Origin of the sequence: Clostridium zeae, from assembly GCF_017312485.1 — a bacterium.
Lineage (GTDB): Bacteria > Bacillota > Clostridia > Clostridiales > Clostridiaceae > Clostridium_AR > Clostridium_AR zeae.
Window position 1 is genome coordinate 47,936 of record NZ_BMBA01000005.1, and the last position, 11,585, is coordinate 59,520.

Sequence of the window (11,585 nt, forward strand, 5' to 3'; positions counted from 1 at the left end):
CAGCTGACTTGTAATCAGCAGGTTGTAGGTTCGATTCCTATTGCCAGCTCCAAGATAAAGACATCTTACGATAGTAAGATGTCTTTTTTGTTGCATAAAAATAAAATATAACAAAATACTTTTTAAATTATAAAAAAGATATTCTTTTCTTTATAGGACAATATAAGTTTTTTAGGCTACTGGAGTTTAAATATTTGGATCAGTATATTAGGTCTTATTTCTCTGATAATAATATTTATAAGTTAAAAATGGTATATCTAATAATTCCTATAAATTTTATCTATATGAGATTGAAAATTTATAGGAATTATTATAGCTATATAATACTTAACGTAAAAAATAGTAAATAAATACGACAAATTTAGTAAAAAAACTGCCATGTAAAAGGTTACTTGTAAGAAAAATACAGCAAATATGTAATCATATCAGATAATTTTATTGATATCAACAATTAATAAAAAAATATTTGTGTAAAAATACAAAAAATTATATTGACAGTAGGATTAAATTTTACTAAAATTAATTTGTAAACAATTACAAACGGGTATGAATTGAGAATAGTTTATGGGGGGATCATTTATGAACAAAAAAGTATTATTATTAACTATTACAGCAGCACTTTCGCTAACTTTAGCTGGATGCTCATCAACAAAGACTGAGACAAGCAAGGATAGTGGACTACCAAAGGTCGGAGTTACAATATATAAATATGATGATAACTTTATGTCATATGTAAGAAGATCAATTGATACAGGTGCTAATGGAAAAGCTACATTATCAATGAATGACTCACAAAATGACCAATCAAAGCAAAATGAGCAAGTTGATACTTTGATTTCCAAGGGAGTAAAATCACTAGCGATTAACTTAGTTGATCCAAAGGCTGCTCCAACTATAATAGACAAAGCAAAAAAAGCAAACTTGCCAGTAGTTTTCTTTAATAAAGAACCAGAAGCAACTGCATTAAAGAGCTACGATAAAGCTTGGTATGTTGGAACTAAATCAGCAGAATCAGGTATACTACAAGGTGATTTAGTAGTAGATCAATGGACAAAGAATAAGGATAAATGGGACAAGAATAAGGATGGAAAGATTCAATACGTATTATTAAAAGGTGAACCAGGACATCCAGATGCAGAAGCTCGTACTAAATATGTTGTTGATGAAATAAAGAAAAAAGGTATAGATGTTGAAGAATTAGCTATAGATACTGCTATGTGGGATACTGCAAAGGCAACTGACAAGATGGATGCATGGATATCAAAATTCGGTGATAAGATAGAATTTGTTATAGCTAATAATGATGCGATGGCTTTAGGTGCTTATGCATCACTAGAAAAAGCTGGATACTTTAAAGATGCTAGCAAGTTCATGCCAATAGTTGGTGTTGATGCTATACCAGAAGCATTAACAAAGATAAATGAAGGTAAGATGGTAGGTTCAGTTCTTAATGATGCTAAGAACCAAGGTCAAGCAACTCTTGACTTAGCTATAAATGCAGCAAATGGAAAGAACCCTACTGACGGCACAAAATGGCAATTAGATGATAATAAAGCAGTTCGTGTTCCTTATATTATCGTAACTAAAGATAATATATCTGTAGGACAGGATGCTTACAAATAAAAACACCATGTATGAGGCACACATAAGGTGTGTCTCATACTTATTTTCAGTAATGAATTATATGGAGGTGTAAACCATGAGCAATGCGGTTGAAGCAGGATCAAAGCAAGAATTTATTCTAGAGATGAGAAATATAGTAAAAGAATTTCCTGGTGTAAAAGCATTAGCAGGAGTAAATTTAAATGTTAGACCAGGAACGGTACATGCATTGATGGGCGAAAATGGAGCAGGAAAGTCAACTCTAATGAAATGCCTCTTTGGTATTTATCATCCTAACGAAGGAGAAATACTTTTAAATGGTGAAAGGGTTCAATTTCAAAACTCTAAGCAAGCTTTAGATAACGGAGTATCAATGGTTCATCAGGAGTTAAATCAAGTTAGACAGCGTAATATAATGGATAATATATGGCTTGGTAGATATCCTCATAAAGGTCCTTTTATTGATGAAAATAAAATGTATGAAGATACAAAGAGAATATTTGATGAATTGGAAATAGAAGTTGATCCTAGAAGTAAGGTGAATACTTTATCAGTATCTCAGATGCAAATGGTTGAAATAGCTAAGGCAGTATCTTATGATTCCAAAGTTATAGTTATGGATGAACCTACATCATCACTGACTGAAAAAGAAGTAAATCACTTATTTAAGATAATTAATAAGTTGAGAGACAGAAATGTTGCTATTATATATATATCACATAAAATGGAAGAGATTTTAAAAATATCTGATGAAGTTACTATAATGAGAGATGGTCAATGGATTTCAACAGAGCATGCTAAAGATCTAACAATGGATTTGATTATAAAAATGATGGTAGGTAGAGATTTATCAAATCGTTTTCCTGAAAAAGTGAACAAGCCGGGTAAAGTAATATTGGAAGTTAAAAACTTAGTTGCACAAACGCAACCATCTTTAAAAGATATAAGTTTTGATCTTAGAGAAGGAGAAATCCTAGGGGTTGCTGGACTTGTTGGAGCAAAAAGAACGGAACTTATAGAAAGTTTATTTGGGATGAGAAAGATTGAATCAGGAAAGATAACTCTTCATGGAAAAGAAATAAGTAATAAATCTCCTCAGAAGGCTATGAAAAATGGGTTTGCGTTAGTTACTGAAGAAAGACGTGTTACTGGCATATTTGATAGGCTTCCTATAAGTTTCAATTCTATAATAGCTAATGTAGATAGTTATACTAACAAGTTTGGATTACTATCTGATAAGAACATAGAGAAAGATACTCAATGGGTGATAGATTCCATGAGAGTAAAGACACCTTCACAAAAAACACATATAGGAACATTATCCGGAGGAAATCAACAAAAAGTAATAATAGGACGTTGGTTACTTACAAAGCCAGAAATACTGATGCTAGATGAACCAACAAGAGGTATTGACGTTGGCGCTAAGTTTGAAATATATCAGTTAATGAATGAACTAGCTAAAGAAGGAAAAGGAATCATAATGGTATCCTCTGAAATGCCAGAACTACTAGGAGTAACAGATAGAATTTTAGTAATGAGTAATGGAAGACTTGCAGGTATAGTCGAAACAGGAAACACATCACAAGAAGAAATTATGCGTTTATCAGCAATGTACTTATAGGGTAGGGGGAATTTAATATGGAAAAACAAAAATTTTCTTTAAAAGGTAAGTTTGATAAGACTTGGGTCATGAATAATGTTATTTATATAGTTTTAATTGCTTTATTGGTAGTTATAGTTGCTATATCTCCTGATTTTTTAAGCATCAATAACTTCCGTAATATATTAGCTCAAGCATCTACTCGTATTATAATAGCATTAGGTGTTGGTGGTATACTAATAACTCAAGGTACAGATTTATCAGCAGGACGTATGGTAGGTTTATCAGCTGTTCTTTCGGCATCAATGCTTCAAGCAACAGATTACGCATATCGTATGTATCCTCATCTTCAAAAGTTACCAGTATTTGTACCTATACTAGTAGCTATGCTAGTATGTGGTATAATAGGTCTTTTAAATGGTATTGTAGTTTCAATTTTTCAAGTTCCACCTTTTATTGCAACTCTAGGTATGATGATTATAGTTTATGGACTTAACTCAATATACTTTGACCGTCCTCCATATGGAGCTCAACCAATAGGTGGTTTAGACAAAGACTTTTCAAATTTTGTATTAGGTAGTATTGGTACAGGAACAAAGTTTGAAATACCTTATTTGATTATATATGCTATCATAGTAACGATTATAGTATGGATTTTATGGAATAAGACTAGATTTGGTAAGAACATGTATGCAATCGGTGGTAATCCTGAAGCTGCAACAGTTTCTGGTGTTAATGTAGTTAAATATCTATTATTAATATACTTCTTAGCAGGAGCACTTTATGGATTTGCAGGATCACTAGAAGCAGGACGTGTTGGTAGTGCTACAAATAATACTGGTAATATGTATGAACTTGATGCTATAGCAGCCTGCGTTGTAGGTGGTGTTTCTACAGCAGGTGGTATAGGTACAGTTCCAGGTATAATAACGGGAGTATTAATATTCCAAGTTATTAACTATGGACTAGCATTTATAGGTGTTAATCCTTACTATCAATATATCGTAAAGGGATTAATTATTGTAAGTGCAGTTGCAATTGATATCAGAAAATATATAAAGAAAAAATAATATTATATAAATAAAAGAAGCAGTGATATTATAATCATTGCTTCTTTTATTCTTTAAAAAATTATAATGTGTAGATAATAAGTTATCTAGCTAAGTTTTTCTTAACTCGTATATCTTCGGAGTAGAACTTGAAAAGTTTGAAGTTTCCAAAAAGACGAGATGTTATTCTTTCTGCGTAATACTTAGTCAATGTTTGTAGTGACAAATTTGTTGAGATAAGCATTTTCTTTTTATTTAATAACTTTTTATTTAACAGTGTGAACAGTTCTGTAACAGAAAAATCAGTTATTTGCTCAGCACCCAAATCATCAATTACAAGTAAATCACAATTAATTAAAAAGTCTTCCACAGCTAGATTGTTATTAAATCTAATTTCTCTTAAGTCTTTAATAAGTTCATCAGAGGTTCTATATACTACTAAGAAGCCTTGGTCTAGTAGCTCTTTTGCAATACAGTTAGAAAGAAATGTCTTTCCTGTTCCTGATGTACCATAAAATAATAAGTTATCATCTTTTTTAGAGAAATTAGGTAGATAATCAGTTGTAATTGAATTTAGTATAGTCTCCATATTTTTTCTAGGAGAAAACTTTTCATCTCCGATTCTATGAGAAGGATAATAATTTAAGTTAAAAGTATCAAAATTCTCTTCTTTTATAGCATTCTCAAGTCCAGAAGCATTGTAGTGGAGTTTAACTAATTTTTGTTTATAGCAGGAACATCTTTCAGTAATAATGTAACCTGTATCCTTGCATTTACTACATCTATAATGCAGATTTAAGTACTCAGGATTATATCCGTGAGATACTAGTAATTCATATTTTCTAGCTCTTAGCTCAGTTATTGCATCCTTTAATTGATCAAAGCTTTGTGCAGAGTCATCTTTTGATTTTAATGCATTTATGGATAGTCTGACACACATTTTGCCTATTTCATTATCTAAATCCAGTATTTCAGGGTGTTTATTTTTTATTAGCTCTCTACGTTTTTTTAAAGCAGCAGCTTCTTCTTCTCTTATTTTGGAGTATATATCTGTCAGTTGACCTTTATATTCGTTAATCATTATTATCCCATCCTAATAACTTTCTTTCCAATGAATCATAATCGTAAGTTCTCTGTTCATAGTCTGTAAACTTCAAATTACTTTTTTTGCCGTTATCATAACTGTTAGATCTATTGTTACTAGCTTTTGAAGGTACGTTTTTAGTTGCTATATCTTCAAGAGTTTTTATACCATCGTTATTCCAACGAGTTAATATACCATCAATGTACTTAAATTCTGCTCTATTAAGTCTTTCAAAGCATATTTCACAGGCTTTCAATATTACCTCGGTAGAAAAGTTATATGTGAACATCCATTTCTCCATAAGCTCTTCTTGAGGCTTCATTACTTCAGTATTCTTTATTCCTAGATAAGCCAATACTTTTCTTATTTGAACCCATTTATCTTCATTCTTAGTAATATAAGCATGAACATCTTCTATAGTTTTTATTCCGCTATCATGCCAAGCTAATGCAACCTTTTCTATATATCTAGAGTCAGCCTTTCCTTTTGATACACAGTATTCTATAAGCATTAGTATCATTTCTGAAGAAAAAGAAAAATCATTTTGCAACCCAAGATATGTTGACATCTCCTTAGGGGATAGTGGTCTAGCTAGAAGTCTTTCAACTTCCTTAAGCATATCCTTAGTACTGTTCTTGTTTAATTCATCTAATAAGTTAAGTGTAGATTCAGTATTTTCATCACCACTTAGTTCCATAAACTTTATATTGAAATTATTCATTTTGTCTATAGGAACCAACTGTATTATACCTTCATCATTCCAATAATTTAAGGCATTCATTATATCTGATTCTAAAAGATTTAAGTTAGAAGCTATAATGGATGAGCTAACTCCTAATTCACCTGAAATACTATACTTTAGCATCATTAGGTAAACTTTTACAAATTCACCTCTTGCTTTCGGCATATACTTTTCTAGAAAAATATTGCTTACAGGAGTAAATTGTACAGGAGAATTTTTAAGCATAAATGTACTCATAGGGCAATAACCCTCCATTCAATTTAATTTGTATGTCATTATCATTATAAATTGATAAACTTTAATGTAATTATATTATAACAGAGGTGAAAGGTTCTCTCAATAATGATAGCCTGCCAATTAATAACTAATACTAGTTTGCTCGTTATGGTATTAAATGATACATAAAACTATGCATAATAAAGCTAACTATAGGAGATATTAAAAAAGAATGCTGATTTTTTAATATTAATAATATATTACAGGAAAGGTAGAAGGTATATAAAATGGGTAGTAGAGATATTAAACTTTTCTTAATAAAAGCAATAATTTTATTAGCAGTACCAGCTATGATTTATCTAAATGTACTTAATAAAATAGATTACTATTGTTTTTATGAAAATGGAGTATATATTGCTTGTGTAAATGATAAGGAGGAAGCAAGGGAAGCTTTCAATCAGGTAAAAGGTGATGTAAACAAAAGGTTTGGTACTACTATAGAGAAATCTAATAATATATCTTTCAAAAAATCAAGCGGAAATGTGATATCTGAATATACATTAAATGAACTAAAAGAGAACATAGTTAAGAATTTAAATTTAAATGTAACTGCATTTAAATTTGTTATAGGAAAAAATAATATAGGATACATAGCTAATAAAGAAGAAGGCAAACAGATATTAGAGAAGGTAGCAGATAGGTACATAGAGATAGGCAAGATAGATAAAAGCGATATAGTATCAATAAGTATTGATACTAATAGTGAGTATATAGAGGAAAAGATATCTGTATCAAATGTTTTACCTACCGATGAAGTAGTAAATAAAATAATTGAAACAGATAAAGATAGTGAAGAACCATTAGTAAAAGTCGAAGTAAAGACAAAAGATAAAACTATGATAGATGTAGAGCCAGCCACGATAATAAATTCAAGCGAGGATTTATTTATTGGTGAATCCAAGGTGGATAAAGGCACTAATGGTAAGAATGAAATAGAAGAAGAAAGTACATATATTAATGGTAAGAAGATCAATACAGAGAAAATAAATGAGAAGGTTGTAGTGAAACCAATAGATACTGTTATACATTCAGGAATAAAAAATCCTATACCATCTGGAACAGCTTTTTTATCTAAACCCTCTAGAGGGAGTATTAGTTCAAATTTTGGAGCTAGGTGGGGGGAAGTACATCATGGGATAGATATTGCTTCAAATGTAGGAGATCCTATAGGCGCTGCTTTAGATGGTATGGTAAAAGAAACCTCGTATAATAGCGTATATGGAAATATGATAGTAGTTGATCATGGAGGTGGTATAGAAACTATATATGGGCACTGCAGTAAGATATTGGTGAAACCTGGGCAGAAAATAAAAAGAGGGGATACAATCGGTAAAGTAGGAACTACGGGAAGAAGTACTGGGCCGCATCTTCACTTTGAGTTAAGGGTTAATGGAACTGCTATAAATCCTAATAAATATATAAAATAGTAAAAAAGCACTAAGCGTTAAAATACTTAGTGCTTCTCATTATGTCAATAATTTATCTAAATTTAAAGTTCCGTCACCTTCAGCATATCTTGGAAGCTCATGTGAGTCTGCAGATATTTGTAATAATGATCTAATATCATTAAATGTAAGTGATGGGTTTTTTTCTAGTACTAATGCGCATACACCACAAACATATGCCGCAGAGCATGATGTTCCTGAATATGTTGTATAAGCTTCTGTGAGTTTTGATGGATATATTTTCAATCCATTTCTCTCTGAGATATAGTTATTATCACAGTTTAAAGATTGAATATTTACGCAGCCTGCAGAAACTTCCGGCTTTTGTAATTTACCTACAGGACCAGCTGACGAAAAAGAATACGGTTTGATAGTTTTAGATGTATCTAAACCACCTATAGTTAAGCAATGGCTTAATGTAGCTAATCCTCTTATTGAATATTCTTTGTTTGGGTTACTGCCAGAAGGAATAATAGGAATTAAGTTTTTAGATACTGCTAATCCTAAGAGTTTATCAAATTGTTCTAAATAAAATATGTTATCATTTGCTAGTTCAAATGGAAGCAGAATTAGTCTTATGTTTTCATCTTCAGATGAGGTTATTAAGGAATCTATGGCAAAAAGGATATCCGAAACATATCCTTTTCCTGTACTATTAAAAGCTTTATAACAATAAAGATTAGCTTTATCAGCAATACCTTTATATAAACCATCTGAATTACCTCCACTTCCGCATAATAGGCCACTTATAAATGTTCCATGGCCGTTATCATCGTAGGGGTACTTGAAGTCATTTATAAGATCCACAAAAAGTCGTATCTTATTCATAGGGCTTAGAAGATCAGGGTGAGGAAATACACCACTATCTACAAGTCCTATTCCTACTCCTCTTCCTGTGAATTTATATCTTCCACTTAAATTTACGTTATTTGCTGAAGCTACACTAGTTCCACATAGTAAACAATATCCATCTAGACTAATATATTCAACTTCAGGATATTCAATAAGTCTATCTATAGCTCTAGGAGACACTTCAGCTGTTATAAGGTTTAGCCAATCGATCTTATTTATGATAGTACCTTTAAATGAAGATATTCTTTTTAAGATAGTATCGCTAAAAGATTTATATTTTATAATAACTCTATATTTTTTAAAATATTCTTTTGACATATAATATCTCAGAGAAGTATCAAGCTTGCTTTTTAAAGAAAACATTATACACTCCTTTAATATTGTTAAAAGATTTCTCGTATTAAAACCATCTATAAGGTTTATAAAACAGTTAAAATAATAAAATTGGAAATCCCATACAATATATTATATGTAAGAGTGTAAATTTGCTATACGATACATATGATATAGTTTAAAAATTATATAGAATCCTAAAAATCTATACATTGACCTATATTGATTATTTTTATATTTGTATCATTTAAAGAAACTAATCTATCATAAGTCTCTTTAAAGTCTTCTAAGGATAATATGAAGGTCTTGTAATGAATCGGAACCATCTTACAACAATTCATCATCTTAAACATCTTATAGCTCTCTTCAGGAGTACAATGCATCTGTGAAAATCTATCTGGTTTATAGCAACCTACAGGCATTAAAGCTATATTAGCATCTAAATTTTTAAATTCTTCTGTAAATGCAGTATCTCCAGCATAAAAAACTTGCTTGTTACCTGAAGATATTAAATACGAGTTGGAACAACTATTTTTTCCTATATAAAATCTTCTGCCATCATGTTTTGCTTCAAATGCTTTTACAGATATATTGGCATCAGAGTAAATCTCACCAGGGCTTATAGCAAAGACTTTTTTAAAACCTACAAGTTTTAATATATATTTGTAGCCTTTAGGACATAGAACAATAGCATTTTTGTTTAACTTTCTTAAAGATGGAAAGTTTATATGGTCAGTATGACCGTGAGATAATAATATATAATTCACATTCAGATAGTTAATACCATCTGGAACCTTTACTTGTCTTTTTATGTGACCTAAAAATGAATTAAATAATGGATCTGTCATAATTATATTATTATTTATGTTTATGAGTGAAGTTGCATGACCTAACCACTGCACAGAGTTTTCTTTAATTTGGTCTTTGTGAGCTTCCTCCATTGGGTTAGCATAAGTTTTTATATTTTTCCAAGCCATTTTAGATAAAAATATTAAATTAGAAAATATCATAACAAGTATCCTACCTTTTTTATCTTTTCCATTTAAATATTATTATACCAGTAATCATTATCATTACTCCAAGTATTTCATTCAAGCCAAAAGAAATTTTTTTGCATTCAAATAGACCAAAGGCATCTATTAATGCAGCTGCTGTAAGTTGTGCCACTAATATAGTTGCTATAGAGTAGGTTGCTCCAAGAGTTTTTATTCCTTCTATGACAGTAAATATAATTATTACACCGAGAACACCACCGAGGAGATATATTTTGCTAACATCTTTGATATTTTTAAAACTGCCTTTGCCTATTGTTAAAGCTAAAATAATGGTAATTACAAAGGCTGATCCTTGGACAACAGCATTTGTTTCCCAAGTACCAATTCTTGATTCAACTCTAGTATTAAATACTCCTTGTAAACTCATAGCAATTCCAGCTATTATAGAAAAAATAATTCCCATAAGAAAAATCACCTCAGGAATTATTGTAACCATTAAAATATAAAACATATACAAAGTTTGTGGCTTGTAAAAATAGGTAAAAAACTACTAAAGCAATTTTTTTCATTACCTGTCTTTACGAATATATAAGAATAAAAAAAAGCCCTTAAAGGGCTACTTTACGTAAACTATTATTTATAAATAATTCTTCAATTTGTTTTTCTGAGAAACAAAGGCTTGTTCCAAGACTTAAATAATCTTCTAATAATGTTTGATAGTGGTCTTTTGACGGAGAGATTATTAAGTCATTAACATCTATGAATAAGTTTAAAAATTGGTCGCTTAAACAATAATCATTAGGTTTAATTACTAGTTCTTCTACTTCATCATATTTCTCATCTATTCCAATTGTTAGAATACTGCTTAAACAATTTATGTAATTGTCTAATACTGAAGATTTTACTAACTTTACATCTTTTTCAACCCAATACTTATAACATTTAGTTTCTTCTGCTAATACGCCTATCTTTATCTGAAGTTCTAAAAACTTTCTTTGAGTAAGTTTATAGTCATTTAAATTTGGGTCGAGGAGTAATGTCTTATTTAGTTCTTTTTGTTTTGTAAAAAACTTATTAAGATTCATATGTATATCCCCCTATCTTCTTGGGCAAATGCCACGATAATATTGTACAAAATCTTTTGACAAATGAAAAGTTCAGTAAACGAATACAATTTAAAAATATTTTATTTTCTAAAAAAATATATAAATTAGACTATTAAATCATAAACTATTAGGATTGAGTAAATTATATTAACTTTAAGCTTACAAAGTTATATTTTCCAAAAATTAAGGTTTTTATAATATTAGAAATATAGTCAGGACCACCCGTAAAACGGGTGGCTTGCTTTAGCCCTATAAGGGCATATTACTGGCCGTGCTCCTCGCACGCTGAACGGTTTGCCAACCGCATGCCTTCACAGGCTGCACCTAAAGGTGCTCTATTTTTTGCTTTTCTTTTCTGGCTCACCCGTAAACGGGTCGATATATTCTTTTAAACTTAATTGTTCATATGCTAAATCTTCTTGTATCTGATTTTTTATATATTCTTCTATTACTTTCTTATTTCTTCCTACCGTATCAACATAGTATCCTTTACACCAAAAC

General features: G+C 30.4%; 10 protein-coding genes. 4 read left to right on the forward strand and 6 right to left on the reverse strand.

The window, feature by feature from the left end; genetic code table 11:
- The first annotated feature begins 579 nt into the window (after nt 1–579).
- The 3 genes from mglB (at nt 580) to mglC (ending at nt 4,272) form a co-directional block, all read left to right on the forward strand.
- Nucleotides 580–1,623, forward strand: a complete 1,044-nt coding sequence (mglB, locus tag J3477_RS19435; protein WP_206871591.1) for a galactose/glucose ABC transporter substrate-binding protein MglB — start codon at nt 580–582, stop codon at nt 1,621–1,623.
- 76 nt (nt 1,624–1,699) lie between these two features.
- Nucleotides 1,700–3,223, forward strand: a complete 1,524-nt coding sequence (gene mglA / locus J3477_RS19440; RefSeq protein WP_206871592.1) for a galactose/methyl galactoside ABC transporter ATP-binding protein MglA — start codon at nt 1,700–1,702, stop codon at nt 3,221–3,223.
- Between the two features lie 17 nt (nt 3,224–3,240).
- Entirely contained in the window at nt 3,241–4,272 is a 1,032-nt protein-coding gene (mglC, locus tag J3477_RS19445; RefSeq protein WP_206871593.1) for a galactose/methyl galactoside ABC transporter permease MglC, read from the forward strand.
- Between the two features lie 82 nt (nt 4,273–4,354).
- Here the strand turns inward: mglC and J3477_RS19450 are convergent, their stop codons facing one another.
- Both J3477_RS19450 and J3477_RS19455 read right to left on the reverse strand, forming a co-directional pair.
- Nucleotides 4,355–5,332, reverse strand: coding sequence for an ATP-binding protein (locus tag J3477_RS19450; RefSeq protein ID WP_206871594.1), 978 nt, complete (start codon nt 5,330–5,332; stop codon nt 4,355–4,357).
- Nucleotides 5,325–6,314, reverse strand: a complete 990-nt coding sequence (locus J3477_RS19455; RefSeq protein WP_206871595.1) for a DnaD domain protein — start codon at nt 6,312–6,314, stop codon at nt 5,325–5,327. Before J3477_RS19455 ends, J3477_RS19450 begins: the two co-directional genes overlap by 8 nt.
- Nucleotides 6,315–6,580: 266 nt before the next feature.
- Here J3477_RS19455 and J3477_RS19460 point away from each other — a divergent pair, with 266 nt between their 5' ends.
- Nucleotides 6,581–7,780, forward strand: coding sequence for a peptidoglycan DD-metalloendopeptidase family protein (locus J3477_RS19460; protein ID WP_206871596.1), 1,200 nt, complete (start codon nt 6,581–6,583; stop codon nt 7,778–7,780).
- Between the two features lie 39 nt (nt 7,781–7,819).
- Here the strand turns inward: J3477_RS19460 and J3477_RS19465 are convergent, their stop codons facing one another.
- The 4 genes from J3477_RS19465 to J3477_RS19480 form a co-directional block, all read right to left on the reverse strand.
- On the reverse strand, nt 7,820–9,013 hold the full coding sequence (locus J3477_RS19465; protein ID WP_206871597.1) for a S8 family serine peptidase: 1,194 nt from the start codon (nt 9,011–9,013) through the stop codon (nt 7,820–7,822).
- A 167-nt stretch (nt 9,014–9,180) separates the two neighbouring features.
- Nucleotides 9,181–9,993, reverse strand: a complete 813-nt coding sequence (locus J3477_RS19470; protein ID WP_206871598.1) for an MBL fold metallo-hydrolase — start codon at nt 9,991–9,993, stop codon at nt 9,181–9,183.
- 19 nt (nt 9,994–10,012) lie between these two features.
- A complete protein-coding gene (locus J3477_RS19475; RefSeq protein ID WP_228731324.1) occupies nt 10,013–10,441 on the reverse strand; it encodes a DMT family transporter in 429 nt (142 codons plus the stop codon).
- 145 nt (nt 10,442–10,586) lie between these two features.
- Nucleotides 10,587–11,063 (reverse strand): dUTP diphosphatase, encoded by a 477-nt coding sequence (locus J3477_RS19480; protein WP_183279536.1) that lies wholly within the window; start codon nt 11,061–11,063, stop codon nt 10,587–10,589.
- Nucleotides 11,064–11,585: the final 522 nt, after the last annotated feature.

Coding starts and splice junctions, on each gene's coding strand:
- mglB (WP_206871591.1), top strand. CDS start 580: ATGAACAAAAAAGTATTATTATTAACTATTACAGCAGCACTTTCGCTA.
- mglA (WP_206871592.1), top strand. CDS start 1,700: ATGAGCAATGCGGTTGAAGCAGGATCAAAGCAAGAATTTATTCTAGAG.
- mglC (WP_206871593.1), top strand. CDS start 3,241: ATGGAAAAACAAAAATTTTCTTTAAAAGGTAAGTTTGATAAGACTTGG.
- J3477_RS19450 (WP_206871594.1), bottom strand. CDS start 5,332: ATGATTAACGAATATAAAGGTCAACTGACAGATATATACTCCAAAATA.
- J3477_RS19455 (WP_206871595.1), bottom strand. CDS start 6,314: ATGAGTACATTTATGCTTAAAAATTCTCCTGTACAATTTACTCCTGTA.
- J3477_RS19460 (WP_206871596.1), top strand. CDS start 6,581: ATGGGTAGTAGAGATATTAAACTTTTCTTAATAAAAGCAATAATTTTA.
- J3477_RS19465 (WP_206871597.1), bottom strand. CDS start 9,013: ATGTTTTCTTTAAAAAGCAAGCTTGATACTTCTCTGAGATATTATATG.
- J3477_RS19470 (WP_206871598.1), bottom strand. CDS start 9,993: ATGATATTTTCTAATTTAATATTTTTATCTAAAATGGCTTGGAAAAAT.
- J3477_RS19475 (WP_228731324.1), bottom strand. CDS start 10,441: ATGGGAATTATTTTTTCTATAATAGCTGGAATTGCTATGAGTTTACAA.
- J3477_RS19480 (WP_183279536.1), bottom strand. CDS start 11,063: ATGAATCTTAATAAGTTTTTTACAAAACAAAAAGAACTAAATAAGACA.